Annotated in this window: 25 protein-coding genes; 10 read left to right on the top strand and 15 right to left on the bottom strand. The window is 68.5% G+C overall.

Annotation, left to right across the window (positions count from 1 at the left end):
- Positions 1–59: 59 nt before the first annotated feature.
- Complete coding sequence (locus tag AB0M48_RS41750; protein WP_363853686.1) at positions 60–1,241, bottom strand: DUF222 domain-containing protein; 1,182 nt, start codon at positions 1,239–1,241, stop codon at positions 60–62.
- A 176-nt stretch (positions 1,242–1,417) separates the two neighbouring features.
- Here AB0M48_RS41750 and AB0M48_RS41755 point away from each other — a divergent pair, with 176 nt between their 5' ends.
- Both AB0M48_RS41755 and AB0M48_RS41760 read left to right on the top strand, forming a co-directional pair.
- Positions 1,418–2,269 carry a helix-turn-helix transcriptional regulator gene (locus AB0M48_RS41755; protein ID WP_363853689.1) on the top strand — a complete coding sequence of 284 codons (852 nt, stop codon included), beginning with the start codon at positions 1,418–1,420 and terminating at the stop codon, positions 2,267–2,269.
- Entirely contained in the window at positions 2,244–2,420 is a 177-nt protein-coding gene (locus AB0M48_RS41760; RefSeq protein ID WP_363853691.1) for a DUF397 domain-containing protein, read from the top strand. The genes AB0M48_RS41755 and AB0M48_RS41760 overlap by 26 nt, the downstream gene beginning before the upstream one ends.
- On the opposite strand, the gene AB0M48_RS41765 is transcribed toward AB0M48_RS41760, so the two are convergent.
- Together AB0M48_RS41765 and AB0M48_RS41770 are read right to left on the bottom strand one after the other, a co-directional pair.
- Positions 2,404–3,732: an O-antigen ligase family protein gene (locus tag AB0M48_RS41765; RefSeq protein ID WP_363853694.1), complete on the bottom strand. Its 1,329-nt coding sequence runs from the start codon at positions 3,730–3,732 to the stop codon at positions 2,404–2,406. The genes AB0M48_RS41760 and AB0M48_RS41765 overlap by 17 nt on opposite strands.
- Positions 3,711–4,562: a hypothetical protein gene (locus AB0M48_RS41770; RefSeq protein WP_363853697.1), complete on the bottom strand. Its 852-nt coding sequence runs from the start codon at positions 4,560–4,562 to the stop codon at positions 3,711–3,713. Before AB0M48_RS41770 ends, AB0M48_RS41765 begins: the two co-directional genes overlap by 22 nt.
- A gap of 137 nt (positions 4,563–4,699) precedes the next feature.
- Between AB0M48_RS41770 and AB0M48_RS41775 the strand changes: the two genes are divergently transcribed.
- Positions 4,700–5,665: a hypothetical protein gene (locus AB0M48_RS41775; RefSeq protein WP_363853700.1), complete on the top strand. Its 966-nt coding sequence runs from the start codon at positions 4,700–4,702 to the stop codon at positions 5,663–5,665.
- A gap of 16 nt (positions 5,666–5,681) precedes the next feature.
- On the opposite strand, the gene AB0M48_RS41780 is transcribed toward AB0M48_RS41775, so the two are convergent.
- From AB0M48_RS41780 to AB0M48_RS41790, 3 genes are read right to left on the bottom strand one after another with little or no spacing between them, the layout of a single operon-like run.
- Complete coding sequence (locus AB0M48_RS41780; protein ID WP_363853703.1) at positions 5,682–6,875, bottom strand: glycosyltransferase family 1 protein; 1,194 nt, start codon at positions 6,873–6,875, stop codon at positions 5,682–5,684.
- Complete coding sequence (locus AB0M48_RS41785) at positions 6,872–8,320, bottom strand: lipopolysaccharide biosynthesis protein (RefSeq protein WP_363853706.1); 1,449 nt, start codon at positions 8,318–8,320, stop codon at positions 6,872–6,874. Before AB0M48_RS41785 ends, AB0M48_RS41780 begins: the two co-directional genes overlap by 4 nt.
- A complete protein-coding gene (locus AB0M48_RS41790; RefSeq protein WP_363853709.1) occupies positions 8,317–9,342 on the bottom strand; it encodes a glycosyltransferase in 1,026 nt (341 codons plus the stop codon). Before AB0M48_RS41790 ends, AB0M48_RS41785 begins: the two co-directional genes overlap by 4 nt.
- Before the next feature lie 110 nt (positions 9,343–9,452).
- On the opposite strand from AB0M48_RS41790, the gene AB0M48_RS41795 reads away from it, so the two are divergent.
- Positions 9,453–10,298, top strand: a complete 846-nt coding sequence (locus AB0M48_RS41795; RefSeq protein WP_363853712.1) for a glycosyltransferase — start codon at positions 9,453–9,455, stop codon at positions 10,296–10,298.
- On the opposite strand, the gene AB0M48_RS41800 is transcribed toward AB0M48_RS41795, so the two are convergent.
- From AB0M48_RS41800 to AB0M48_RS41810, 3 genes are read right to left on the bottom strand one after another with little or no spacing between them, the layout of a single operon-like run.
- Entirely contained in the window at positions 10,270–11,496 is a 1,227-nt protein-coding gene (locus AB0M48_RS41800; protein WP_363853715.1) for an MFS transporter, read from the bottom strand. The two genes, AB0M48_RS41795 and AB0M48_RS41800, sit on opposite strands and share 29 nt — an antisense overlap.
- 47 nt (positions 11,497–11,543) lie before the next feature.
- Complete coding sequence (asnB, locus tag AB0M48_RS41805) at positions 11,544–13,367, bottom strand: asparagine synthase (glutamine-hydrolyzing) (protein WP_363853718.1); 1,824 nt, start codon at positions 13,365–13,367, stop codon at positions 11,544–11,546.
- 3 nt (positions 13,368–13,370) lie between these two features.
- The gene (locus tag AB0M48_RS41810) at positions 13,371–15,386 is read right to left on the bottom strand and encodes a glycosyltransferase (protein ID WP_363853721.1); all 2,016 of its coding nucleotides are present in this window, start codon (positions 15,384–15,386) and stop codon (positions 13,371–13,373) included.
- Positions 15,387–15,497: 111 nt separating this feature from the next.
- Between AB0M48_RS41810 and AB0M48_RS41815 the strand changes: the two genes are divergently transcribed.
- Both AB0M48_RS41815 and AB0M48_RS41820 read left to right on the top strand, forming a co-directional pair.
- Positions 15,498–16,829, top strand: a complete 1,332-nt coding sequence (locus tag AB0M48_RS41815; RefSeq protein ID WP_363853724.1) for a glycosyltransferase family 4 protein — start codon at positions 15,498–15,500, stop codon at positions 16,827–16,829.
- Entirely contained in the window at positions 16,829–18,124 is a 1,296-nt protein-coding gene (locus AB0M48_RS41820) for a UDP-glucose/GDP-mannose dehydrogenase family protein (protein WP_363853727.1), read from the top strand. Before AB0M48_RS41815 ends, AB0M48_RS41820 begins: the two co-directional genes overlap by 1 nt.
- Before the next feature lie 221 nt (positions 18,125–18,345).
- Here the strand turns inward: AB0M48_RS41820 and AB0M48_RS41825 are convergent, their stop codons facing one another.
- A complete protein-coding gene (locus AB0M48_RS41825) occupies positions 18,346–19,074 on the bottom strand; it encodes a PIG-L deacetylase family protein (RefSeq protein ID WP_363853730.1) in 729 nt (242 codons plus the stop codon).
- A gap of 34 nt (positions 19,075–19,108) precedes the next feature.
- Between AB0M48_RS41825 and AB0M48_RS41830 the strand changes: the two genes are divergently transcribed.
- Both AB0M48_RS41830 and AB0M48_RS41835 read left to right on the top strand, forming a co-directional pair.
- A complete protein-coding gene (locus AB0M48_RS41830) occupies positions 19,109–19,564 on the top strand; it encodes an SLATT domain-containing protein (protein WP_363853733.1) in 456 nt (151 codons plus the stop codon).
- A 56-nt stretch (positions 19,565–19,620) separates the two neighbouring features.
- Positions 19,621–19,941: a hypothetical protein gene (locus AB0M48_RS41835; protein ID WP_363853736.1), complete on the top strand. Its 321-nt coding sequence runs from the start codon at positions 19,621–19,623 to the stop codon at positions 19,939–19,941.
- A 58-nt stretch (positions 19,942–19,999) separates the two neighbouring features.
- On the opposite strand, the gene AB0M48_RS41840 is transcribed toward AB0M48_RS41835, so the two are convergent.
- On the bottom strand, positions 20,000–20,899 hold the full coding sequence (locus AB0M48_RS41840; RefSeq protein ID WP_363853738.1) for a hypothetical protein: 900 nt from the start codon (positions 20,897–20,899) through the stop codon (positions 20,000–20,002).
- 10 nt (positions 20,900–20,909) lie between these two features.
- Between AB0M48_RS41840 and AB0M48_RS41845 the strand changes: the two genes are divergently transcribed.
- A complete protein-coding gene (locus tag AB0M48_RS41845) occupies positions 20,910–21,140 on the top strand; it encodes a hypothetical protein (protein WP_363853741.1) in 231 nt (76 codons plus the stop codon).
- 226 nt (positions 21,141–21,366) lie between these two features.
- Here the strand turns inward: AB0M48_RS41845 and AB0M48_RS41850 are convergent, their stop codons facing one another.
- Complete coding sequence (locus tag AB0M48_RS41850; RefSeq protein WP_363853743.1) at positions 21,367–22,134, bottom strand: enoyl-CoA hydratase/isomerase family protein; 768 nt, start codon at positions 22,132–22,134, stop codon at positions 21,367–21,369.
- Positions 22,135–22,141: 7 nt separating this feature from the next.
- The gene (locus tag AB0M48_RS41855; RefSeq protein WP_363853746.1) at positions 22,142–23,098 is read right to left on the bottom strand and encodes a magnesium transporter CorA family protein; all 957 of its coding nucleotides are present in this window, start codon (positions 23,096–23,098) and stop codon (positions 22,142–22,144) included.
- A 69-nt stretch (positions 23,099–23,167) separates the two neighbouring features.
- Here AB0M48_RS41855 and AB0M48_RS41860 point away from each other — a divergent pair, with 69 nt between their 5' ends.
- A complete protein-coding gene (locus tag AB0M48_RS41860) occupies positions 23,168–24,493 on the top strand; it encodes a serine/threonine-protein kinase (protein WP_363853749.1) in 1,326 nt (441 codons plus the stop codon).
- On the opposite strand, the gene AB0M48_RS41865 is transcribed toward AB0M48_RS41860, so the two are convergent.
- Both AB0M48_RS41865 and AB0M48_RS41870 read right to left on the bottom strand, forming a co-directional pair.
- Positions 24,478–25,335: a hypothetical protein gene (locus AB0M48_RS41865; RefSeq protein WP_363853751.1), complete on the bottom strand. Its 858-nt coding sequence runs from the start codon at positions 25,333–25,335 to the stop codon at positions 24,478–24,480. The two genes, AB0M48_RS41860 and AB0M48_RS41865, sit on opposite strands and share 16 nt — an antisense overlap.
- Positions 25,328–25,819, bottom strand: a complete 492-nt coding sequence (locus tag AB0M48_RS41870; protein WP_363853753.1) for a sigma-70 family RNA polymerase sigma factor — start codon at positions 25,817–25,819, stop codon at positions 25,328–25,330. Before AB0M48_RS41870 ends, AB0M48_RS41865 begins: the two co-directional genes overlap by 8 nt.
- Positions 25,820–25,823: the final 4 nt, after the last annotated feature.

The following is a 25,823-nucleotide window of genomic DNA, read 5'->3' on the forward strand; positions in this document are numbered from 1 at the left end:
CGACTGTCGTACGCCGGAGATCCGCCGTTACGGAGGCAGGGCGGCGTAGCCGAGGCGGGTCAGGCGACGGCGTGGATCGGGTTGTGGCGTGGTCTTCGGTGAGGGTCCACGAAGGCCGGCGGGCGGAAGGTCGGTACGCCGCCTTCCATCTGTAGTCGCCAGTCGGAGTGGTGGACCAGGTCGTGGTGGCGGCGGCAGAGCAGGGCCAGGTTGGCCAGGTTGGTCTCGCCGCCGTTCGACCAGTGCCGGACGTGGTGGGCCTCGCAGTGACTGGGTGGGCGGGTGCAGCCAGGGAAGGTGCAGCCCTTGTCTCTGGCCACCAGGATTCGGCGCAGGCCCGCGTTGATGGTCCTGGTCTTGCGGCCTACGTCGTGGACCTGGGAACGGGTGCCCAGCAGCATGGGAATGACGGCCGCGTCGCAGGCGATCTTCCGGACCTGGTGCATCGGGATCTGCTCGCCGTTGTCCAGGCGGGCGGTGCCGATGCCCGCTCGGAGCTTGTCGTAGTCGAGGGTGACGGTGAGCTGGACGCGTTCGCCGCCACTGATGTGGTCGTGGCCGGCGCACATCGCCAGGTCGATCACTTCGCAGAACGCGTCGCCCTCTCGCTCCGGTGCGAAGCGGAGGTCGCCGGGCTCCGGCTTGGCCAGCGGGTCGATCAGTGCGTCGAGCTTGGCGCCGGTCTCGGCGTCGACGTCGGCGAAGAGGTGGTAGCGGCCACTCTTCCACTGGCGGCGCACCACGTTGCGCGGCTGCACGGGCTCGGCGTCCCCAGGTTCGGGGCCGTCCTGGTCCAGGCGGTAGGCGAGCTCCTTGCAGAACGCCTTGGCCGAGCGGGGCTCGTGTAGTTGTGCATACTCGACCAGGTGGACCTCGGCCACGGCGGGCAGGCCTGCCATCGCTTCGGCCACGACATCGACGTGGTCCTCGGACAGCTCTCCTGCCGCCATCGCCGCCGCCGCGAGCGGCAGTGCCGGTTCCACCGGCGCACCGCTCGGCGTGACGGTGGGGCACAAAGCCTTGGCCTGCGCCAGTTTGCGGCGGGAAGTCTTCGGATCCCAGCGCAGCGCGTGCTTGAAGACCTCGACAAGATCCTTGTACCCCAACGTTTCCGCCGCGCCCTGCTGATCGAGCGTGCCGACGATCTCCAGCACCTGGAACTGGAGCTGGTGCAGCGCGCGGACCTTCCGCTTGAGCTCGTCGAGGAGCTCAAGCGGGGTGGACAGCGCGAGTGCCTGCATGGGTTCATCGTGGCATGAACAGGTGTTCGAAATCCATTCCACGATCGGGTGTATTGCCAGGTCAGAGGCTATGGCGCCGTGCGCGCCGTCTCTCTCTAGATGCGCGGCACAGGTCCTCCGTTTTCACCCGAACGAGCCTTTCTATGGAGTTCCTTCAACGCTTACGGTCCAAGAGCATGACTGCGATCATCTCCACCGCGTACAGCCGGGATCTGGGCGACGAACTGCGCAGGCTGCGCGAGAACAACACCAGTTTCGGAGGCCGCGCGATGGCCGCCCAGCTGGGGTGGGACCCGAGCAAGGTCTCCAACATCGAGACCGGCAAGGCTCGCCCCACCGAGGTCGACCTCGCCCAGTACCTGGCGACGTGCGGGAAGGGCATCGAGTTCCTGCAGGACTTCGCCGACCGGTACCGCCACGCCTTCGACCTGTACTTCGCCCAGGTGCCGGAGAACCTGCGCACGCTCGCCATGGTCGAGGCGATGGCCACCAAGATCTTCAGCTACGAGATCTTGTCGATCCCCGGCCTTCTCCAGACGGAGGCCTTTGTGCGCGCACTGTTCAGGCATGCGGGTTGTGAATCGCCGGACGCCATCGAGAAAGGCGTCGAGGTCCGAATGGAGCGGCAGAACATCTGGCGGCGGCCCTATCGCCCGGAGTGCGTGTTCTACGTGCACGAACTGGCGCTGCGGCTGCGGGTCGGCGACGCGAAGACCATGGAAGACCAGTACCTCCGCCTGCTCTTCAACGCGGACTTCGTACGGATCGTGCCAGCGGAAGAAGTCGGCCTCGCGCTCAAGACGCCGCTCCAGCTGTTCGAGTTCGGCAAGGCGTCGCCACTGGCCTACACGGAGACCGATCTGGCCAAGGTGTTCGCGCAGGAGCCCTCAGCCGTCGCGTCGAGCAGGAAGTTCTTCGAGCGGTTGGATGCGGCAGCCCTGGATGCGGAACAATCTCGGAGCATGCTGGCGGAGTACGTCAGCAGTCTTCGAGAGGATCTTCATGACCAGCGAACGGACCTGGCGTAAGAGCTCCTACAGCGGCAGTTCGACCGACAGCGCTTGCGTTGAAGTAGCCCTGTCCGACGCCGCGTTGGTGCGGGACTCGAAGAACGCGAGCGGTGACGTCCTCGCGTTCTCCGCTCCTGCCTGGCGCAGCCTGCTCAGCTGGCTGGACTGACCTCGGCCGCCTTGCGCGCGGCGGCCTCCTGTCTGGCTATGCGCAGCAACGCGCCGGACACGCCGATCAGCATGAACGTCATGCCGGTCGCGACGCTGAACGCGAGCTCGTCGAACGTGGCGGCGCCCAGCGCGGACGTCAGCATCGCGGCCACCAGGCACATGGCGATGCCGCGCACGCCCTCGTCGCGGGACAGCGCGCGGGCCCGCAGTGCCGCGAAGATGGCACCGAGGAACAGCAGCACGAAGGCGATCAGGCCGAGGTAGCCGTTCTCGATCATCGTCAGCAGGTACTGGTTGTCGAGGATCGTGTACTTCGAGGGCAGGAAGGTGCCGAAGCCCCTGCCCAGCCACGGGTGTTTGGCGATCTCCAGCCACGCGCCGTCGTAGTCCTTGGTGCGGCCCTGGAACGACGGGTCGTCCTCGATGTTGGAGAACATCGAGGTGACCGTGCCGAACAGGCCCGGCACGACGATGGAGGCGCCGCCCAGGAACACCGCGCCGATGCCGAGCAGCGGCAGGCCTCGTTCGCGGGGCAGCAGGATCGCCATCACGATGCCCGTCACCACCAGGCCGATGATCGCCGTGCGGGACAGCGACAGGATCGCCATCAGCGCCAGCAGTGACAGGGCCGTCCACCAGCGGCCGACGGGCTCGCCGCGGTCCTTCGCCTGGAACACGAAGTGCGCGGCGAACGGCACGCCCAGCACGCAGACCAGACCGAACTCGATCGGGTGGTTCACGGTGCCGGCCGGGCGGAAGAAGATCGACCGCGACTCCAGCGCCGAGTAGCCGTTGTCCTGCACGCGCAGGCCCGGCAGCGTGATGTACGACGCGAGGTCGAGGCCCAGGCCGAACTGGAACAGGCCGACGAACGCGCTGACCGTCAGGCAGCCCACCATCACCCGCAGCGCCCGGCTCAGCCTCTCGCCGCTGCGCACGGCGTCGCACACGAACACCGCGAGCGCCGCCATCGACACGATCCTGATGAGCGCCGAGTCCGACACCGACAGCTCGTCGATCGGCAGGTAGCGCCGCGTCGCGAGGGCGTACGTCATCAGGTGCAGGATCACGTAGATCGCGAGGATCGTGCGGACGGCGTTGCGGCCCTTGGCCATGCCCAGGTGGTCGACGAGGTGGGCGGCGAACCACACCACCGCGAGGCACATCGCGACGAACAACGCCGGGGGCAGCGTGATCGGGACGAACGCGATCGTGAACCGGGCCGGGACGACGAGCAGCGCCACCATGTAGAAGATGAGCAGAGTGGCGCCGTCGGCTCGCTGGGCGGTCAGTCGTCTTTCGTCGGCCATGCCGGGTTCGGGGGCTTGGGGGCGGCGATGATGACGGTCTTCTGGTGCGCGTTCGGCACACCGGGAGGCGTGGGCCGCTGCGGGACGCCCCCGTTGCCGTTGATCGGCGGGTTCGGCCGGACCGGGGGAACGGGGGCCGGCGTGGTGTCCTTCTCGGACGGTGCCGGGTCCTTCGCGTCCTTGTCCTTGCCGTCCTTGCGGCGCTTGGCCTTCAGCAGGATCGAGTCGGCGGCGAACGTGGAGGCGAGCGTCAGCAGCAGCAACACGACGGTCGCCGCGCCGACGTACCGGACCTTGCCGCCGATCTTGGCCGAGGCCGTCGTCGGCTTCACGAGCACCTGCGCGGTGATGAACGTCTGCTCGGGCGCGCTCAACGCCTTCTGCTGCGCCGCGAGCTCCGCCACGGTCTTCTCGAGCACCTTGCCGACGAGGCCTTCGGCGGTCTCGGCCGAGTCGGCCTCGGTCGTGATGAACAGCAGCGGGCCGCCGACGGGACCCGTGTTGGCGGTGTAGACGGCCGTGGAGCCCTCACCCGCCAGCTCTTCCGCGGTCTTCGGGTCGCCGAGGATCTGGGTGAGGATCTGCGCGGTGGTGGTGAGGCTGCCGTCGAACTGCAGCAGCGGGTTGACCCTGACGACGTCCTCGGGCTTGGTCTTCTCCGAGTACCGGCCGCCGGCCGCGGGGGAGGTGAGGACCAGCACGCCGCTCGACTCGTACCGCGTGGGGACGGTGATGTAGACGGAGAGCGCGAGGACACCGGTGAGCAGCACTGCGGGAAGGGCGATGTACCACCGCCGCCGCAGCACTCGTACGGTTCCCCAGAAGTCCATCAAAATCCCCGATCCGCGGCTCGGTCTTGCGAACGCACTGTTCGTAGGGTATCGCCTGCTTTGAAAATCGGGGTGAGCTGCCAACTGTTACAGGCCGTAGCTGGCGAGCGATGAAGGAGAGGAAACCAGGAGGCAGCATGCGTGCAGGACGACTGACCGTGACCATCGCGGCCATTCTCGTGGTCATCGGTGGGACAACGGCTTACGTCGTCACGGCGGCCACCGACGCGAACCGGCCGGAGGGCGCCGAACAGGTGTCCCAGGCCAAGACCGGCGATCTTCTCTTCGTCGATCTCGCGGGTGGGCAGCACCGGGTCGAGAAGCTCGCCGGCGGCGGCTCCCGCACCCCGACGGAGCAGGTCTGCCAGCGGTTCTACGTCGCCGGTGGCACGAGCGTGTGCCTCAAGCTGTCCGGTCCCGGCCCGACCTACTCGGCCGAGGTGAGCCGCGACGGCAAGCCGGTCAGGACCATTCCGCTGCCCGGCATCCCGAGCCGTGCGAAGGTGTCGCAGTCCGGGAACGTGGTGTCCTGGACGAGTTTCGTCACCGGCGACTCGTACTCGGTGCCCGGTGGCTTCTCCACCCGCACCGGTTTCCACGACCTGCGCACCGGGGAGACGGTCGAGTCGCTCGAACACTTCGCCGCCACTGTGGAGGGTGCTCCGCACACGGCCAGTGACATCAACTACTGGGGTCTGACGGTGGCTTCCGACGACAGGACCTTCTACGCGACGCTCGCCAGCGGCGGTTTCACCTGGCTGGTGAAGGGCGACCTGACGGCCAAGTCCGTGACGACGTTGCGACGCGACGCGGAATGCCCGTCGCTCTCGCCGGACGGCACGAAGGTCGCGTACAAGAAGCGCATCGGCCGCCTCGGCCCGTGGGACCTCGCGGTACTCGACCTCGCGACGAACACCGAGACGCGGCTGCCCGGCACGGCCGGCATCGACGACCAGGCGACCTGGCTCACCACCGGCGAGCTCGCGTTCGCCGCGGTGCCCAAGGACGCCAAGCTGCCCGCCGTTCACGTGGTTCCCGCCGACGGCTCGCAGCCCGCGAGGGTGCTGATCTCCGACGCCACGTCGCCGTCCCCGGTGATGTGAGGAACGTTCGCGCGAGTCATGTGGCGAGTTCGCGGCGGAGCACCTTCTCCAGCTCATGTCCTGCCGCATCCCAAGAACGTCCCTCCACACTGGACGCGGCCGCACGGGCGATCGCGTCGAAGTCCGGCGATGTGACCACATCGGACAATGCACGCGCCAGTGAGTGCGGGGTGGGCGTCGCGTACCGGACGTGGTCGTTGTCCAGGACTACGCGGTTGAAGTGCGCATCGTTCACCACGGGGACGCATCCGGCCGCGAGCATCTCGTGCGGCACCAGCGACACGTTGGTCATCGACAGCGACAACCCGGCGAAGCAGCGGTTGTAGATGGTGTTCAGGTCGTCCGGTGTGACCAGGCCGTGGTCGAGGAACTGCGGACCGAGGTCGCCGATCTTCTCGCCGTAGACGTGGATCTTGAGGTCGGGGTGCTTCTCGGCGAAGACCTCCAGCGCGAGCACGCCGAGTTCGAACGCGCGCCGCGGTGCCTTGCGCCGCGCGTAGAAGACGATGCCGTCGCGCTTCTCGTCGCCGAGCTTGTACCTGTCGGCGTCGCAGCCGAAGTCGAAGTGGTCGGCCGGCATGCCGTGCTCGTCGCGGACCTTGTCGGCGAGGAACCGGCCGGCGGTGAAGCCGTGCATGCCCATCCGGTACGTGTTCTCCGCCAGCGCGTAGAGGCCGCCGGACGGGTAGAACCACGGTTCGTAGTCCTGCACGAGGTAGAACCTCTTGCCCGCGCACGGGTCGTTGAACGCCGGGTACGCGGTGATCCACGCGGTCGCGAACACCGCGTGGGCGTCCGCCATCCCGTCCGTCACGTCGTGGATCGAGCCCTTGAAGAACGGGAACGCCGCGCGGACACCGGGTTCGAGGTCGGCGACCGTGTTGCCGAACGTGTCGTACAGGTAGAGCCGGCACTCGTGCCCGAGCGACTCGAGGTGCCGGATGAGCCGGAACATCGTGGTGTGGCCGCCGGAGCCCTTCGACGGGGGAGTGGTGACCCAGTTGACGACGAGCCTGCCGTCGCGGGGGATCGGCGGGATCACCACGGGCTTGCGCGCCTCGACGTCGGCCTTGCGGACGTCGTCGAGCCGCACGGGCAGTTCCTCGCCCTCGGCGCCGAGCCTGCGGGTCGCGGCGGTCAGCAGCCGGACGCCGAGCTGCTTGGCGCCCTGCTCGCGGACGATCTTCGTGACCTGCCTCAGTCGTCTCACGCGCTCGCCCTCTTCTTCAGCACCGCAAGGATTTCGTGTCGCATCGGGAACACCACGAGCGCGTAGGCGAGACAGGACAGCGTGCCGCCGACGAGGATCTGCAGCACCTGGCTGTCGATCGTGTTCCGGACCGCGAGCACGACGGCGACCATCAGCACACCGCCGAGGAACGGCCGCAGCAGGCGCGTGCCGAGCGCCCCGGCGCGGATGCCGTAGGGCTTGAAGGTGATCAGGTACGCGGGCGTGATGACCAGGACCGCGACGACCACGTGTGCCGCCGCGACGCCCCGGATGCCGTCGAGGTGCGCGCCCAGCGCCAGCAACGGCACCAGCGCGCCCAGCCAGACCAGGTGGATCACGAGGATCGCTCGCGACCGGCCCGCCGAGGCGAGGAAGTCGTAGCCCAGTTCGAGGGCGACCCGGACGGCGCCGAGCAGCACCAGCAACGCCAGCGCGGTCGCCGCGGGAGCCCAGCGCTCGCCGTAGACGACGCGGATGAGCGGTTCGGCCAGGGCGGCCAGGAGCACGCACGCGGGAACCGTCACGAGAGCCAGGAGGCCGAGCGCACGTCCGAACGACTTCTGGAACAGCTCGGGATCCTCGCGCACCTTGGAGAACGCGGCCAGCGACACGCTCCTCACCGGGGCGCTGAACGCCGCCACCGGCCAGCTCGCGAGGTTGAACGCCAGCAGGTAGAAGCCGAGCGGGATGGTGCCGAGCATGGCGCCGACGACGATGTAGTCGACGTTCATCACGCCGAAGATCAGCAGGCTCGATCCGGCGAGCGGCAGGCCGAACGCGAGCAGTTCCCTGGCCTGGGCGGGATTCCAGCCGGGCCGGAACCTGTCCTTGGTGAGCCAGAACATGATGACCGCGGCGGAGAGGTTCTGCACGATCCGCTGCCACGCGAGGCTCCACGCGCCGAAGCCCATGAACGCCAGCACGACCGCGACGGCCGTGCCGCACACGAACGCGGCGGTGTCGGCGTAGAACTTGTGGTCCTGCCGGAAGTTCCGCTGCATCATCGCGCCCGGCACGGCGGTCGCGCCCGCGATGATCAGGGCGATCGACATGAGCTGGATGACCCCGGCGGCCTCCGGCGCGTCCATGGCGCCGGAGAACCAGGGCGCGCCGAGCGCGCAGATCAACGCCAGCAGCGTGCCGGACGCGAGGGACAGCGTCGTGACGGTCGGCGCCATCTCGTCGATCGGGCCGTTGTGGCGGACCAGCGCGGCGCTGACGCCGAGCTCGGAGACGCTCAGCACGATGTTGAGCACGACCAGGGCGACCGCGAACACACCGAACTGCTCGGGTGCGATCAGGCGGGCCAGCAGGATGCTGATGCCGACCGCGGAGAGGCGTTGCAGCAGCGAGTTGATCGCGCTCCAGCGGATCGCCGAGGAGACCTTGCCCTCGAGCTGACCCGTGTCCTCTTGCGTCGTCACCACTCGCCCCGCCACTTCCACCGCTGAGTTCCGACGAACAACTTCGCCCTCTTGTAGGCGTGTGGCGCGAGGAAGAGTTGCGTGCGGTTGAGGAAAGACGGGCTGAACTTCTGGCGTCGCAACAGAGCGCGGTGCTCCGGTAGCTCTTCGAGGTCCGGGTAGGTCTCGCGGGCGAAGTCGAGCAGTTCCTTCTCGGTGCCGTCGAGCTGGTCGCGGTCGTGCAGGCGGACCGCCCGCCACAGCGCGTCAGCCGCGATCGCCTTGTGCGCCAACGTCTTCAGTCGCGAGGGCAGGCCGGGGTTCTGCTCCAGCACGAGGTCGAACACGTCACGGCGCTGTTCGAGGTCGGCGAACACCGACTTGAACGTCGTGCGCATCATCGAGTTCTCGTGCACCCGGTAGTACGCGCCGGGCTTGCCGCTGACGTAGCCGATGTCGGACACCGCGGCGATGCGCAGCCACATCTCCAGGTCGCCGGCGTGCGGCAGGTCGGAGCGGTAGCCGCCGACCTTCTGCTGGACCTTGGTGCGCACGACGACCTCCGGCGAGGAGATCACGTTGCGGCTGCTGCGGAAGCGGTTCTCGATCCACTCCTCGCCGCGCCAGACCTTCGACCTCACCGGGAGCTCGGCGACCTTCGGCAACGCGTCGTGGTCGCTGTAGTAGACGACGCGGCCGTAGACCATGCCCACTTCGGGGTTCTGCTCGAAGACCTGGGCCGCGCGCTGCAACGCTCCCGGCGCCAGCAGGTCGTCCGCGGACAGCAGCACCGTGTAGTCGGCGGTCGCCCAGTCCAGCAGGCCCTCGTTGTAGGTGGCGATGTGCCCCTTGTTCACCTCGTGCCGGTAGCCCTCGACGCGCTTGTCGGCGGCCATCAGTTCGGCCATCACCTCGGGTGTGTTGTCCGAGGACGTGTCGTCGATCACAAGCACTCGCACGTCCACACCGGGCTGGTCCAGGACGCTGCGGACGCAGGCAGGCAGGAAGTGGGCGTAGTTGTAACAGGGGATCACGACGTCCACTGTGGGAAGCGTTGGCACAACCTGGGTATCGGTTCCGCCCGGCATTCGTTAGCGCCGCAACGTTTTGGTCTCACCAGGCGATGTAGGCGATGACCGGAGTAAGGGGAGTCATGGCCGACCACGTCATCCTGACGCGCTTCAACCTGCCTTCGAAAGGTGCTGAAAGTTACGTCCGGGCAAAGGAAGGATGGCTGACCGAACGCGTTGCGCTGTTCGAGCGCTACTGCCTGCCATCGGTGCTCGCGCAGACGGACGAACGGACGCGTTGGCTCATCTATTTCGACCCCGAATCACCGAAATGGCTCAAAGACAGAATCGCCTCACACGGTGACGCGTACACGGCCGTTTACCGTCCGGAAGTGTCTCGGGAAGAACTGAGGTCGGACATCCGGTCGCTTTTCTCCCAGACCGGTTCCGAGCTGATCACCACGAACCTGGACAACGACGACGGCCTCGCGGCCGACTTCGTGGAACGCCTCTGCGCGGCTCCCCGTCCCACGACCACGGCGGCGTACTACCTGGTCAACGGCCTGATCAAGTCTCCTGGCGGGCTGTATCACCGGGTCGACCGGCACAACGCGTTCGTCTCGGTCCGCGAGTCCTGGGACGCGCCGGTGACGTGCTGGGCGCACTGGCACAACCACATGCACCTGCACTTCCCCGTGGTCGAGCTGGGTGGAGCGCCGGGCTGGCTGCAGGTCGTGCACGGCGGCAACGTGTCGAACCGCACACGCGGCCGGCTCGTCTCGCCCGAGCCCTACAAGGCGTCGTTCGGGGACTTGCTGGACGACGTGCCCGAGCCGGGTTCGCTGGCCGTCGCGCAGGACCGCCTGGTCGATCAGCCGATCCGCTTCATGCGCGACTCGGGGCGGGTGGCCGCGAAGAACGCGGCCATGAAGGTCCTCGGCAGGGGCGGATTCGAGAAGATCAAGCAGAAGCTGGCTGCTCGCGGTTGATTCCGTATGCGGCGATGAGCGTCACGGTGAGTGCTGCCAGCGCCACCGTGATGCTCGTCCCGAAGCTGGAGAACTGCAGCAGCAGTCCAAAGGCGACGGACGAGACCAAACGGCCCAGCGCCTGCCCGGTCTGCACCACTGAAATCCCCGATGCGCGCAGCGACTCCGGTGCCGTCTCGCTCACTTTGGCCGACAGCACGCCGTCGGTCGCCGCGTAGAACAGGCCGTGCAGCAGCAGCGCCGCGATCGCGACCCCCATCCCGCCTTCGGGGATGAACAGCAGCGCGTACACGCCGAGCAGCAGCGCGTGGCCGGCGAGGAACATCCGCCAGCGGCCCACCCTGTCCGACAGCTTGCCGAGCGGCGCGGCGGCGACGAGGAAGACGATCGCGGTGCCGAGCGGCAGCAGCGGCAGCCAGCCGAGCGGGATGTTCGTGGCCTTCTGCACCAGCACGTAGACGAACGCGTCCGACACGGTCGCGAGCCCCAGCATCCCGGCGGAGATGGTGGTCCGCCGGAAGTGCTTGTCGGTGAGCAGGTTCAGCCCGGCCCGGAACGAGGGCCGTGGCCCCTTCGGCAACTTGTCGGTGGGCGTGTCCCGCACGAACGCGATGAGCACGATCAACCCGATGACCGCGAATGCCGCCGACACCGCGAAGATCGGCCCCGGCACGGTCCCGATCTGGAAGAGCAGCAGGAACGTGATGAGCGGGCCCAGCAGCGCGCCGAACGTGTCCATGCTCCGGTGCACGCCGAACGCGGCCCCGAGCCGGTCCTCGGGCGTGGCCAGGGAGATCATCGCGTCCCGCGGCGCGGTCCGGATGCCCTTGCCCGCCCGGTCGGCCGCCATCAGCGCGCCGATGCCGAACGGCGAGGCGCCGACCAGCGGGAAGAACACCTTGGTCGCGGCCGACAGCCCGTACCCGGCCGCGGCGACGGCCTTGGGCCTGCGGAACTTGTCGGAGACGGTGCCGCCTACCAGGCGCAGCACCGCCGTGGCACCCGTGTAGATGCCGTCCAGCAGGCCGAACTGCGCGTAGCCCAGGTTCAGCGTGAACAGCAGGTACACCGGCAGGAAGGCGGTGATCATCTCCGCGGAGACGTCGGTCAGCAGGCTGACCGTGCCGAGCGCGAAGACCGTGCCCGGCAACCGCTTGCGGAAGTCGGTCTTGGACGGGCGGGAGGAGGCGACGTACAAGGGTCACCCACCCGCCCCGGCAACGAAATCCCTGTTCATGGACCGTCCTACCAGCTGAGCGTTTGGTGCCACACCTCTAGAGACAGCAGCGTCCAGATGCGCGGCTGCTCGTTGCGGTCACCCGAGTCGTGGTCGTCGAGCAACGAGCGCACTGCCGCCCGGTCGAAGGTCTTGCCCACGAACGACGTGGGCCCGGTCAGCAGGTCGTAGGCCATGTCCCGCAGGCCGTCGCGGAACCAGGCGTCGAGCGGCACCTTGAAGCCCGACTTGGGGCGGTCGACGATGTCTGTCGGCAGGTGCTGGCGCGCCACCTCCTTCACGACCCACTTGGTCGTGCCGCCGCGGACCTTCACGTTGCTGGGCAGCGAGAACGCCAGCTCGGCCACGCGGTGGTCGAGGAACGGCGGGCGGAGTTCCAGGGAGGCGGCCATCGACATGCGGTCGCCGCGTTCGAGGAGGTTGTCGGCGAGCCAGGTGTGCGAGTCGGCGTAGAGCATGCGCCGCAACGCGTCCCCGCGCCCGTTCTCGTACGGCGCCAGCACCGACCTCGTCGCCGGCCCGCCGAGCAGCGCTGCCCGTTCGGACACGGTGAACGGGGCGAACCAGCCGCGCATCCGTTCGGCGTAGGAGGGTTCGGAGATGGCGCGCAGAGCGACGCCCAGCCGTGCCTTGGAGGCGGGCAGGGCCTTCTCCAGGCGCTTCAACGCGAACGACGGCGCGATGCCGGCGAGGCGGGTGGCCTGGGCGAAGCGGTACTTCGGGTAGCCGCCGAACAGCTCGTCGCTGCCCTCTCCGGACAGCACGACCTTCACGTCCCTGCGAGCGAGCTCGGCCAGCCGGAACACCGCCACGTCGGCGGGTTCGGACAGCGGCGCGTCGCGGTGCCAGGAGAGCTTGGCCCAGCTGTCGCGGAAGTCGTCGGCCGTGACGATGACGTTGTGGTGCCGGCTGCCGACGAGCCCCGCGACCTTCTCGGCGTGGTGGATCTCGTCGACGCGAGGGTCGCCGAAGCCCGCGGAGAACGTGTGCAGCTCGGCGTCACCGCGTTCTCGCGCCACCAGGGCGGTGATGAGCGACGAGTCGACACCGCCGGACAGGTAAGCGCCGACGGGTACGTCCGCGACCAGGGCGTCGCGCACGGAGGCGGTCAGCGCCTCGTCGACCAGCCGGACGGCCTCCTCGGGCGTGACCTGCCTGATCTCCGACTCGCGCGGCAGCTCCCAGTACGGCTCGGTCCGCACCTGGCCCTTGGCCGTCACGACCAGGTGGTGGCCCTGCGGCACCTTCCGGACGCCTCTGACCAGCGTGTGCGGCGCGGGCACCGAACGGTGCGCCAGGTAGTCGTGCAGCGACTCGTGGTCGACCGCTGCGGTGCCGATCGCGGGCAGCAGCGCCTTGATCTCGGACGCGAACGCGAACATCGCCGAATCCGCGTAGTAGTACAGCGGCAGGATGCCGAGCCGGTCGCGGAACAGGTGCGTTTCGCGGGTGTGGGCGTCGTGGATCGCGTAGGCGAACTGGCCGCGCAGCTTGGCGACCGCGGACGGCCCGTGCTGCTCGTACAGCGCCAGCAGGACCTCGGTGTCGCCGTTCGTGCGGAACGGGTAGGGCAGCTCCGTGCGCAGCTGCCGGTAGTTCAGGATCTCGCCGTTGAACGCGATCGTCGTCGTGCCGGACGCCCCCGCCATCGGCTGCGGCGACCCGGCCAGGTCGATGATCGACAGCCGGGTGTGCGCGAAGCCGATCGAGCCGTCGGAGAAGAACCCGCTGTCGTCGGGGCCGCGGTGGTGCAGCCGCTTCGCCATCTCGGCGAGGACCTCGCGTGAGACGGGCGCGCCGTCGAACCGTCTGATGCCTGCGATACCGCACATGTCCTAGCGCTCCCCGGAAGAGGACTTTTCGGCGATCTGCATGAGCTCACGGGCCCGGGAGTCCCAGGACGAGGCCAGCACGGCCGCACGGCGTTCGGCGGGAGTCTTCAGGCCGCCGTCCTTGAGCGTGAGCCGGATCTGGTCGATGAAGTCGGCCTCGCCCTTGGCGATCCGGATGACGTCGCCGTAGCGCTCGACCTCGGGGAAGTCCGTCGACACGACGGCCAGGCCCAGGGCCAGGTACTCCTTCATCTTGATCGGGTTGGCGTGCTTGATCCAGTCGTTGTCCAGCCACGGCATCAGCGCCACGTCGAAGCCCGAGCCGTAGCCGGGGATCTGGTCGTAGGACCGGAAGTCCAGCCAGTGCACGTTGGGGTAGGAGTCGTAGCGCTCCATCGAGCAGGTCGCGTCGCCGATCAGCACGACCGACGCCTCGGGGAACTCCTGCGCGACCTTCTCGATCAGGTCGAAGTCGACGAGGTAGTCGTCGAGGCTGCCGAAGAACCCGATGCGCGGGCCCGCGATGCTCGCGATGTCCGCGGGGAGTTCGGTGCGGCGGGTGAAGTGGTCGACGTCCACGCCGTGGTCGAGGAAGTGCGCGCGGTCGCCCGTCAGCGCGGATTCCTCTTCCTGGAGAGCGCGGCTCACGTACAGCACGGTGTCCGAATTGGACAGCAGCTGGTTCTCCAGCGCGGCGATCGTGCCCTGGTCGGCCTCGGGGAACGCCGAGTGCCGGTCGGAGCGGTTGAAGATCAGGCCCTTGGTCTTCATGGGCTTCACGACGTCCCACGCGGTGGGGATCGTGGCGACGACGACCGGCGTGCCCATCCGCAGGAAGAAGCAGACCGCTTTCACCTGGGTGCGGACCAGCACGGAGTTCAGCTTGCGCAGCCACGGCTTGCCGTAGAACGGCAGGGGAGCGGGCGTCATTACGTAGAAGTTCGGCGTGTCCTCGATCGGCTGGCGCACGAGCTTCGCGACGCTCATCGCCTTGCGGAAGATCCGGCGCAGGAACTGCGTGCTCTTGCCGGGCGACGGCATCCGCAGGCCGATGCTGTTGACCAGCAACACCTTGCGGTGCTTGGCGACGCGGCGCAGCAGCTGGAAGTCCGAGTGGGCGCGGTTGTGGTACCACCAGTCCTGCGCGGAGAAGCACAGGTAGCTCGGGCCCTCGGAGGCCACTTCCTCCGGCCAGCGGCGCATGCGGAAAAGCCCCTTCAACGCGGTGCGGTGCTTCGGCGAACGCGCGCGAAGCCCTTCGTTCACGACCATGGCGAACCACATGAAAAATGCGGCGAAACGCCCGTGCAGTTCGCGGTGCAGGCGGACCTTGTTCGACGTGAGCATCGACCACAGCCGCGCGTTCGTGGAGACCTCGCCGCCGATGTGCGTGACCACCGCGCGCGGTTCGAACCAGACGCCACCGGCGCGCAACATGTACTCGGTTTCCTCCGAATAGAGGAAATAGCGTTCGTCCAAAAGGCCGTGCTTCTCGATGACTTCGCGCTTGACCAGCCACGCGCAGCCAGTGGCCCAGTCGGCGGCGTGTGCGCCCTGGTACGCCTTCGCGTCGGTGACGGTCTCGCCGAGGCCGATCCTGCCGGCCCTGGTCCCACCGATGACGGCTTCCGCGAGGGCGCCGGTGGCGGTGGGCTTGCGGCGCAGTGAGTAGGAAAGCGCGCCGCTCTCGTCGACCAGACGGGGCGCGACGATCGGCTTGCCCGCGGCGCGGAGTGATTCCACGGCTCCTGGGTGCAGCCGGATGTCGGCGTTCAGGATCAGGACGTCGTGGCCTTCGGCGGCTTTGATGCCCAGATTCACGCCGGCGGCGTAACCGCCGTTGACCGGGCTGCGCACGATTTCCACGCCGGGTCGGGTGGCGGCCGCCACAGTGCCGTCGGTCGAGGCGTTGTCGACGACGATCACCCTGACGTCGCCGGGCAACGAGTCCAGGCATCCCGCGATGACCTGTTCGCTCTGGTAAGTGACGATGACCACCGCGACAGGTGACCGCTCCACAACCGCTCCTCGCATTTGGGTCTCTGCGCGCTACATCGAGTGCTTTGCAACCTCCGTTACGAGATTCGCCCCATGTGTAACCGTTTTGCCCTCCAAAACGAGAACCAGAGCGTGACGTCATCGCCTCACGTGTTGATCATCGTGCAGAACCTCCCCGTACCGCTGGACCGCCGGGTGTGGCTGGAATGCCGTGCCCTGACCAACGCCGGGTACGAGGTTTCGGTGATCTGCCCCAAGGGTCCGGGTGATCCCGCTTACCAACTGCTCGACGGGGTGCACATCTACAAGTACGCTCCGCCGCCCCAGGCCGAGGGCGCACTGGGCTATGCGTGGGAGTTCCTGTACTGCTGGGTGCGCACGGCGTTGCTGAGCGTGAAGGTGCGTGGCCGCAGGCGGTTCGACGTCATGCAGGCGTGCAACCCGCCGGACACGTACTGGGCGTTGGCTCTGCTGTGGCGGCTCGGTGGCGTGAAGTTCGTCTTCGACCACCACGACCTGAACCCCGAGGTCTTCCTGTCGCGCTTCGGCGAGCCCAAGGGCGTCGCGGGCAAGGCGCAGTACCGGATCCTGAAGTGGCTGGAGCGCCGCACGTTCCGCACGGCTCACCGGGTGACGTCGACCAACACCTCGTACCAGAAGATCGCGTGGACGCGTGGCGACGTGCCGCCCGAGCACACCACCGTCGTGCGCTCCGGCCCGGACACCACCGTGATGCGGCCTGTCGAGGGCGTGGACGAACTCCGACGCGGCGGCAAACATCTGGTGGCGTATCTCGGAATCATGGGACCGCAGGACGGCGTCGACGGGGTCCTGGAAGTCGCACGGAGAGTGGTTCTCGACCACGGCCGAACCGATGTCAGGTTCGCGCTGCTGGGCTTCGGAGACTGCCTCGAAGACCTGAAGAAGCAGGCCACGGCCTGGAGGCTCGATCAGTACGTCGAGTTCACGGGACGGGTTGGGCCCGAACAGATCTCCCGTTACCTGTCGACCTCGTCGGTCGGTCTCGGCCCGGATCCGTTGTCGCCTTTGAACGACGTGTCCACTATGAACAAGACCATGGAGTACATGGCCTACGCGCTGCCGGTCGTCACGTACCGGTTGCAGGAGACCGTGGTGTCCGCGGGCGAGTGCGCCGTGTTCGTCGAGCCGGGTGACGTCGAGGCGTTCACCACGTCGCTGCTCGACCTGCTCGACGACGCCGAACGCCGCGCGCGCCTCGGCTTCGAGGGCCGGCGCCGCTGCGAGGCGGAGCTGGACTGGCGGCCGCAGGCCGAGAACTACGTGGCGGTGTTCGACGGGCTCACCGGTTTCGCCTCTCGCGGCCCGTTCCCCGACGGCAGGCCCGAGCTCGGTGCCGGCACCGACCAGTGGGGCAACAAGTTGATCGACGTGAGCGACGACGCCGTGCTCCGCGCGTTCGCCGTGACCCGAACGGGAGAATGATGTTCGTCAGAAGGATCGCTGTCGTCGGCACCGGCTACGTCGGTCTGACCACCGGTGCCTGCCTCGCCTCGCTGGGCCACCGCGTGGTGTGCGCGGACGTCGACGCGGCCAAGGTCGAGCGCCTCTCGCGCGGCGAGGTCGACATCCTCGAACCGCGCCTCGCCGAACTGGTCGCCGAGGGTTTGGCCTCCGGTCGTCTGTCGTTCGTCCTCGGCGCGTCCGCCGCGGTGGCCGACGCCGAGGTCGTCTTCCTGTGCGTGCCCACGCCCATGGGCGTCGGCGGCATCGCGGACCTCGCGGCCGTCGAGTCCGTTGTGGACGAGACGCGCGACCTGCTGCCGTCCGGCACCGTGATCGTCAACAAGTCCACCGTGCCGGTGGGCACCTCGATCCGCACCGCCGAGCTGCTGCGCCGTGACGACGTCGCCGTCGTCTCGAACCCGGAGTTCCTGCGCGAGGGCTCGGCCGTGCACGACTTCCTGAACCCGGACCGCATCGTCGTCGGCTGCGACCAGCAGGACGCGGCCGAACGCGTCGCCGCCCTGTACGCCCGCCTCGGCGCGCCCACGGTGCTGACCGACGCCGCCTCCGCCGAGATGGTCAAGTACGCGGCGAACTGCTTCCTCGCGATGAAGCTCTCGTACGTCAACGCGGTCGCGGAGCTGTGCGAGCGCCTCGGCGCGAACATCACCGACGTGACCGAGGGGATGGGCTACGACAAGCGCATCGGCCAGGCGTTCCTGAACCCCGGCCCCGGCTGGGGCGGCTCGTGCCTGCCCAAGGACACGCACGCGATGCTCCAGGTGGCGGACGCCGCCGACTTCGAGTTCCGCCTGCTGCGCGCCACGATCGACACCAACGAGCGCCAGCGCCAGCGGATGGTCGAGAAGGTCCGTCTGGCCGTCACCGGCAAGCGCGGCGGCTCGCTGTCCCACGTGCGCCTGGGCCTGCTGGGCCTGACGTTCAAGGCGGGCACGGACGACCTGCGCGACTCGCCGGCCCTCGCGGTGGCCGCTCTGCTGAAGCAGGCGGGCGCCGAGCTCGTCGGCTACGACCCGGCGCTCACCGGCGGCACCGACCTCGGTCCGGTGTCCGTTGTGGACGATCCGTACCAGGCGGCCAAGGACGTCGACGCCCTCGTCGTGCTGACCGAGTGGCCGGAGTTCCGCTCACTCGACTGGGCGCGCCTGGCCGAGACCGTGCGGCAGCCCGTGGTCGTCGACACCCGGAACCTCCTGGACCCGGACGTCCTCCGCCGCGCCGGCCTGACCTGCACGTCGCTCGGCCGTCGCTAGCGGCGTGACTCGGAAGCTTGGCGAGGTGATCCACGCTCAGCAGGGCGCCTCGCGGCACCGCCCCCACGCCCCCATACGTCCAGTACGAGGACGTGGGGGCGGCACCACGATGCACCCGTCTGACCGCGAATTCCCCCGGCAACCTTCCAAGTCACAGCACTAGTCCTTTCGAGACTGTTCTTCCCGGGGGCGTTCGCCGTGGACGGCGAACGCCCCTTTGCTCACCAGCGCGGCAGATCCGGCCCGTGGTGGGTGATGCCGGCGAACAGATCGGTCTCCGGCAGCGGCGCGTTCGTGGTGTCGATCGCACGGATGTAGGACTCCGCCGCGAACCGCTGCTGCGCCGTCAGCTTCCCGATGAGCGACTGGCTTTCGTAGCAGTGCAACGCTTTGCGCTTCAGGTCGGCCACGCCTGAGGTGTCGACCGTGGTCGTCGCCAGGCTGTCGTGGGCTTCCAGGTACAGCTTCGCCGGGATCCCGGTCTCCTTCACCGCGTGCTGCGCGACCCGGGCGGCGTGGACGTGGTCGCGGTGCTGGTGCGGGTTGTGGTGGTCGTGCGTGACGACGACCTGCGGCCGGAAGTGCTCGATCAGAGCGGCCAGCCGCCCCGCGGCGGTCTCGACGGGGATGGAGCAGAAGGCGCCCGGCGGAACCTCGCCCGTCTCGCCGGAGTCGTGATACCCCAACAGTTCCAGGTCTGTGATGCCGAGCACGTCGCACGCCGCGTTGAGCTGCGCCCTGCGCCGCGCCGCCACCACCTGCGGGTGGTGGTTCAGCTCGCCGGGCTTGATGCCACCGGGCATGTCGCCCAGCTCGCCGCTCGTGCACGTGACGAGGACGATCCGCACGCCCTGACGGGCGTAGTGGGCCAGGATTCCTCCGGTCGACCGCGACTCGTCGTCGGGGTGAGCGTGGACGGCCATCAAGGTTCTCGGTCCATCGAACTGCACGCGGGGAAGTTACCTCGAAACTATTGTCTTTCCGGTGACCGACTTGCCGTCTGGCCTGAAGCCGCACGAACTCGCACAACACCTGCGCGGACAGATCGAACGCGGGCACGCGTACGCCCGCGCGCGCAAGCAGCGGTTCAGGTGGAAGTCCGTAACTGTCCGACTGACCACTTTGGTGCTTTCGGCGGTGTCGACGATCATCCTCGGGCTGCAGAACCTCGACCCCTGGACGGGAACGGCGTTCTCGCTGATCGCGGTGGTGACCGTGGTGTCCGCTTTGGAGCCGTTCTTCGCGTGGCGCTCGCTGTGGGTGCTGATGGAGGAGGCCAGCTACAAGTTCCACCGGCTGGAGGACGACCTCGCCTACTACGTGGCGTCCACCCCGGCCGACGAGGTGGATCCGGAGCGGGTGCGGGAGATGTTCGAGCGGTACCAGGAGATCTGGGACTCGCTCAGCGGACGGTGGCTGAAGTTCCGCGACAACGGCTGAGCGGGTGCCGCGGCCGGTAGGGTCGATCTCCGCTGTCGAAGGATCAGGGGGTTCTCATGTCGGGCGCTTGGGCTTTGCTGATACCCCTCACCGTCCTCGTGGTGATCGTGGTCGTCGGGATCGTCGTGACGAAGCTGCAGAAGGGCTTGTTCGTGCAGCTGGGCGCACCCACGCCGGGGACGGCACCCGGTGCCGGACCTTTTTCCGGGTTCCAGCAGTCGCCGCAGGAGAGCCGGGAGGACTTCGTGCGAAGGCACTGGCAGCGCCCCGGCGTGGTGGCCGACGGCGTGACCCTGGTCGATCTCTACGACCGCATCCGGGTCATCGAGGAACGCGTTGCCCAGGCCGAGCGCCGTTCCGCGGCACCGCCTGACTGAGCCCGCGCACCGCCTGCGCTGTCGGCGGGGGCTCGGTGGCGCAGGCGGTCACAGGCGACTACGGAGTGGGCGCGGGCTTGCCCTTGGCGTCCGGTGCGCCCGCGTCGTGCAGGAAGTTGTCCTGCCACACCGCCCACTTGTGGGCAGCGCCCTTCTGGCTCACGTAGGCCGCGCCCCACCCGGTGCCGCTGAAGCGGTTGTTGATGGACTTCATGTTGCGGCCGTAGAGGTTGTCGAAGCCGGCCTCCAGGCCCAGCTGGTAGCCGCCGCCCTCCAGGAGGTTGCCCTCGACGGTGACGTTGTCGATGTCGCCGCCGTAGGTCTGGATGAACAGGGCACCGGTGTCGTTGCCGGTGGAGCAGTCGATGCGGTTGTTGCGGAACGTCAGGGTGCGGCCCGCGTTCTTGTCCAGCGGGAAGTCGCGGACGGTGGCGCCGTCGTTGTGCGACTCGCCGTCCGAGCGCAGGCCGCGGACGTAGTTGCCCTCGGCCAGACCGCTCAGGGTGGCGCCGGTGTTGTAGAAGCAGATGCCGGAGCCCATGCCGCTGATGTAGTTGCGCTGCAGGGTGCCGACGCCGAGGAACGCGCAGGAGCCCGCGATGGTCTTGGCCGGCAGGGCGGAGCCGTCGATGTTCGAGTCGCGGATGGTCACCGGCGCGCCGGTGACCTGGCAGGAGTTGCTGCCGCACGGGCCGTTCGTCGTGATCAGCGGAGCCGTCTCACCGAGGCTCTTCGGGCGGATGCAGGACTTCTCGACGGTGATGTTGCCCGCGAACAGCGTCAGTGCCTGCTCGACGCGCTTGCCGGAGATCACGGTGCCGGCGGCGGGGGCGCCGGGGCCGGTGTAGAGCGGAAGGGAGTCGCAGTTCAGGCCGTGCGCGGCGAGGCCGGTGTTGCCCTGGGTGAGCTTCCAGCCGGGGGAGCCGGAGGGGGCGGGGCTGTTCGCCGGGGGCTTCACGGGTCCGTTGGTGGCGGACTTCGTGGTGGAGCTGGGTGCCGCCGAACTGCTCGGGGCGGCGGAGGAACTGCTGGGGGTGGTCGAGCTGGCGCTGGTGCTGCTGTCCGCCACGGGTGTCGGTGAGGCCGCCTCGGTCGGGGAGCAGGCGGCCAGCACGATGACACCACCGGTCAGCAGCACGGCCAATCTCAGTCTCACGGCTGGTTCTACCTCCACGCGCGTTCACGACGGGGGACCGTGAACTCGCTGATTGTGTCGTCGGCCGGTGCGGAATTTGTACAAACCCGTGCGACGGAGTTCGTACAGGGCCGTTGAACGGTCAGCACACTGCACGGCACGACGGGAGGAGTCAAGCGGATCTCCTTGTGGCGCAACATCATCTTCCGCCTCGAAGGGAATGCTTCATCCGGTTGAGCTGGTAGATCACGGTTTTATCACTGCGCCATGTGAATTCTTGATGTGTGAGATCAGCGACCGGTGAAAGTCGCGCGGCCCGGACCGTCCGTGAGGAAGCTGTGCACAGCGCGTGGCAGGTCCTCGGTCTCGTACAACGCCGACGCGATCGTCGTGACGTGAGCGTCGGCCTCCGGGACGCCACCGTTCTCGAAATGCGCGAGCACCTGTTTGGTCGCAAAATGTGCCCGCGTGGGGCCGGCCGCGAGCGACAAAGCGAACTGTTCGGCCGCGAGCGCGAAGCCTTCGTCCGGAAACACGCGGTTCACGACATTCCACCGTTCGAGTGTCGCCGCGTCGTAAAGGTCGCCGGTCATCACGAACTCCTTCGCGCGGCCCACGCCCGCCCGCGCCGCCAGCCGCTGCGTGCCGCCCATCGTCGGCGTCAGGCCCACGACCTTCTCGACCAGTCCGAAGCGCGCCGACGACGAGGCCAGGATCAGGTCGCACGCCACCGCCAGCTCGAAGGCCCAGGTCAGGCAGAGCGCGTGCGCGGCGAAGACGGTCGGGATCGGCAGCGCGGCGAGGCGCTGCGGCAGCAGGATCATGCGGTCGAACAGCTGCTGCGCCTCCTCGCGGTACTCCTGCTGGGCGAACAGCGACACGTCCACGCCGCCCGACACGACCCGGCCCGAGGCGTTGACCAGCAACGCCCGCGCGTCACCCAGCTCGTCCAGGGCCTCGTGGAACTCCGCGTCGAGGTCGAGGGAGTAGAGGTTGAGCGGCGGCGCGTCGATCGTGATGATCGCGAGCTCGTCGCGGCGGGTCAGGTGGATCTTCACAGGTGGCTCACAACCAATCGCGGCGCTTGAACATCAGGTACAGGACGTAGGAGAGGCCGAAGATACCCAGCGTGGAGACCCAGACGCCCCACTCCTGCTCGAAGCCGGGGTACGGGACGTTCATGCCGTAGTAGCCCGAGATCGCCGTCGGCACCGCGATGATCGCGGCCCAGCTGGTGACCTTCTTCATGATCGAGTTGAGCCGGTTGCCCTGCACGGCGACCTCGGCCTCGCGCAGGTTCGTGATCAGCTCCCGCATCGACTCGGTCAGCTCGGCCGTGAACAGCGTGTGGTCCTTCACGTCCAGGTAGTACGGCGTCATCACGTCGTCCACGAGGTCGTGCTCACGGTGCAACAGCGACCCCAGCACCTCACGCATCGGCAGCGCGACACGCCTGAGCTGCACCAGGGCACGCCTGAGCTGCAACGCCCTGCGCCCGACGTGCGGCTTCTCCTCGTAGATGTGGTCTTCCAGGGCCTCGATGTCGTCGTCGAGCGCCTGTGCGGCGGCGTAGTGGCTGTCCGCGACGTCGTCGAGCAGCCCGTGCAGCAGGAACCCGACGCCCGACGAGGCCAGTTGCGGCGCGCTGTCCCACCGCCGTTCAAGGCCCTCCAGGGCGTAGTCCTCACTCTCGCGCACCGTCACGAGCGCATTCCGCGTCACGAACACGTCGACTTCGCACGACTTGATCTCGTGCTCGTCGTACCGGACCGCGTACACGGAAAGGAACAGGTGAGTGGGGTAGCGGTCGACTTTCGGGCGCTGCCGCTCGGAGAAAGCGTCCTCGATCGCGAGCGCGTGCAACCCCAGTTCGTCGCGCAACAAACCTATCTCGTCTTCGGACGGCGCGCACAAATCGAACCACACGACAGCGGAGTGATCTTCGAGACGCCCGGCCACGTCGGCGACGGGGAAGTCCCTGTCCACGAGTTCGCCGTTGCGGTACAAGCGGGTCCGACTCATGGGTGACAACCCTACGTAGATCTACTCAGATGTGAGGTTTCGGCCCGACTTCCCGCTACCCTCGATCCGGTGAAGGTGGACCAACCACAGCGCATTGGGGACTACCTGCTCTTGGGCAGGCTTGGTCGTGGTGCCATGGGAACGGTCTACCTGGGGCAAGGCAGCGACGGGCGTCAGGTCGCGGTCAAGGTCGCCCGCGCCGAGCTCGCCGACGACCCGCGTTTCCGCGAGCGGTTCCGCCGCGAGGTGCAGATGGCCCGTGCGGTCGGCAGCGCCGGCACGGCGGCGGTCGTGGACGCCGACACGCGCGCGCCCCGTCCGTGGATGGCCACGGAGTACGTGCCCGGGCCGACGCTCCAGGAGGCCATCGAACGGCACGGTCCGTTGCCGGAGCACCATTTGAGACGTCTCGCCGAAGGACTGGCCGAGGCGCTCACCGCCATCCACCGGGCGGGCCTCGTCCACCGCGACCTCAAGCCGTCCAACGTGCTCCTCGGAGCCGACGGACCCCGTGTCATCGACTTCGGCATCTCGCGCGCGATGGAGCACACGGCGCTGACGGAGACCGGCATGGTCTTCGGCACGCCCGGCTTCCTCTCGCCCGAGCAGATCACCGGCCAGGACGTCGCCGCCCCGAGCGACGTCTTCGCCCTCGGCGCCGTGCTGGTCTACGCGGCGACGGGCAGGGGCCCGTTCGGCGAGGGCCCGACGGCGACGCTGCTCTACAAGGCCGCCCACGGCGAACCGGACATCGACGGCGTGCCGAAGCCGCTGCGGCCGCTGGTGCAGAAGTGCATGCACCGCGACCCGGCCAAGCGCCCCGAGCCGGCCGAGGTGACGCGCATGCTGTCCCACGTCGTCACGCCGAAGCCGCCGACCAGCAAGCTGCCCGCCCCGATGACGCCCGCCGCCGCGACGTTCTCGACGTCGCGGTTCGTGCCGATGGCGTGGGGCGGCCTGAACCTCGCCGTCGCCCTGCTCGCCGCCGCGATCGCCGACCCCGCCGCACAGGCGAACGGTGCCACGCAGCTGCTGGCGCTGGCCGCGTTCTGCGTGCTCGTCGTGCGCGCGGTGCGGTACTTCAGCGCCGCCGCGCGCCGCAAGGTCGTGATCGAGATCAGCCGCGAGGGCATCGCCACGACGCGCAACGGCAAGTTCCACCAGTACTGGTGGTACGAGCTCGCACGCGTGCGCGTCGTGCCGCACAAGAAACGGCCGTGGGTCGTCGTCTGGCTGAAGGACCCGGCACCGCGCCGCTTCTTCGGCGCGCACCACGGCGGTGTGCGGGTGTTCCCGATCGCCCACGAGCGCACCAGGAGGCGGCGCGAGCGCGACGTCGCCGAACTGCGCGCCGCCCTGGCCTGGTACCTGCCGCGGAGCTACGACGGCCGCTGATCGGTCCACTCGGAGGTGACCGTGACGCTCAACGCCAGCGTGCCGCCGGGCAGCCTGGCGTCGACCGGCGCCTCCACGTCCATGCCGGTCAGCTCACCCGTGGCGGGATCGACCCGGAACATCCACCGGCTGCCTTCGGCGAACACCTTCCCGTTGTCCCAGCGGATCGCGGGGCCCTCGGCGAGCCTGCGGTAGAGCCCGGCTTTCTCCTCGGTGGTGGTGAACGGCGAGAGCAACGCCTGCGCCGCGGCCTCCAGCTTCTCCCAGTCGTTGACGGGCAACGGCTTCGAGATGCTCTCCTCCTGGCACGGGGTGGCCGAGCAGAACGAGTTCCACAGGATCGTGCCGCTGGTCCGTTCCCCGATGTCCTTGATCGGACGCTGAGGACCGGTGACCGCCCGGTGCTCGCCGGTGAACCTGCGGTAGATCAACACCATCTCGTCCGGCGCGGTGGGCAGCCACACGTCGTACTCGAACTTGACCGAGGTCGCGTCGAACGGCGGCTCGGCATCGGTGACGAGCTGCCAGACCTGGTACTTGACGTGCCGGTACTTCGCCGCAGGCCGCTGCGCCACCTCCAACATCGTCGCGGCCTCCTGCAACGAGGCCGCGGGCTTCACCGGCAGCGTCGCGGGAGCGTCCCGCGAGACAGGCCGCAGCAGCACCACGAGCCCGGTGATCATCACCACCGCGACGGCCGCCGCCGCGATGCCGGCCCAGCGCCGCGAACGGGACCGCGGCTTCTCGGCGAACAGCTGTTCGCGCAACCGGGCCAGCCGCACGTCGTCCGTCGCCCGGACCGGGTACAGCTCGGCGAGGTCGTCGTCCAGCACGTCACGCATGTTCCACTTCCTTCAGCTTCGCGCGCAGGCGGTGCAGACGGGACCGGGCGGTGCCGGGGTTGAGGTCGAGGGCCTCTGCGGTCTCCTGCACGCTCAGACCGGCCAGCGACACGAGCAGCACCAGGTCGCGATCGGCCTGGGGCATCCGGGCCAGCTCGCGGGCGATCCGGCGCAGGTGCGCGCGGGAGTCGATGCGGGTGACCACCGTGTGCTCCAGCGACTCGGCGACACCGAGGTCGACGCCGTACCGCTCGGCGGTGCGCAACAGGCGGGTCTCGCGCTTGGCGTGCCCGCGCAACAGGTTCGTGGCGATGCCGTAGAGCCAGCCGACCACACTGCCCTTCTCGGGGTCGTAGCCGTCCTCGCCGCGCATGGCGGCCAGGAAGGTCTCGCTGACGAGGTCGTCGGCCACGTCGGCGCCCACCCGCCGCGCCAGATACCGGTGCAGCGGATGGGCGTGCTCGTCGAACAGCTCCGCGAACATCACG

Origin of the sequence: Lentzea sp. NPDC051208 (assembly GCF_040682435.1) — a bacterium.
GTDB classification, from domain to species: domain Bacteria; phylum Actinomycetota; class Actinomycetes; order Mycobacteriales; family Pseudonocardiaceae; genus Lentzea; species Lentzea kristufekii.

Bases quoted from the DNA above. Each gene is read 5' to 3' on its own strand.
- AB0M48_RS41765 (WP_363853694.1), bottom strand. From the start codon at position 3,732: ATGGCCGACGAAAGACGACTGACCGCCCAGCGAGCCGACGGCGCCACT.
- asnB (WP_363853718.1), bottom strand. From the start codon at position 13,367: ATGTGCGGTATCGCAGGCATCAGACGGTTCGACGGCGCGCCCGTCTCA.
- AB0M48_RS41755 (WP_363853689.1), top strand. From the start codon at position 1,418: ATGACTGCGATCATCTCCACCGCGTACAGCCGGGATCTGGGCGACGAA.
- AB0M48_RS41750 (WP_363853686.1), bottom strand. From the start codon at position 1,241: ATGCAGGCACTCGCGCTGTCCACCCCGCTTGAGCTCCTCGACGAGCTC.
- AB0M48_RS41770 (WP_363853697.1), bottom strand. From the start codon at position 4,562: ATGGACTTCTGGGGAACCGTACGAGTGCTGCGGCGGCGGTGGTACATC.
- AB0M48_RS41865 (WP_363853751.1), bottom strand. From the start codon at position 25,335: ATGCGTGACGTGCTGGACGACGACCTCGCCGAGCTGTACCCGGTCCGG.
- AB0M48_RS41775 (WP_363853700.1), top strand. From the start codon at position 4,700: ATGCGTGCAGGACGACTGACCGTGACCATCGCGGCCATTCTCGTGGTC.
- AB0M48_RS41820 (WP_363853727.1), top strand. From the start codon at position 16,829: ATGTTCGTCAGAAGGATCGCTGTCGTCGGCACCGGCTACGTCGGTCTG.
- AB0M48_RS41795 (WP_363853712.1), top strand. From the start codon at position 9,453: ATGGCCGACCACGTCATCCTGACGCGCTTCAACCTGCCTTCGAAAGGT.
- AB0M48_RS41835 (WP_363853736.1), top strand. From the start codon at position 19,621: ATGTCGGGCGCTTGGGCTTTGCTGATACCCCTCACCGTCCTCGTGGTG.
- AB0M48_RS41855 (WP_363853746.1), bottom strand. From the start codon at position 23,098: ATGAGTCGGACCCGCTTGTACCGCAACGGCGAACTCGTGGACAGGGAC.
- AB0M48_RS41760 (WP_363853691.1), top strand. From the start codon at position 2,244: ATGACCAGCGAACGGACCTGGCGTAAGAGCTCCTACAGCGGCAGTTCG.
- AB0M48_RS41870 (WP_363853753.1), bottom strand. From the start codon at position 25,819: ATGTTCGCGGAGCTGTTCGACGAGCACGCCCATCCGCTGCACCGGTAT.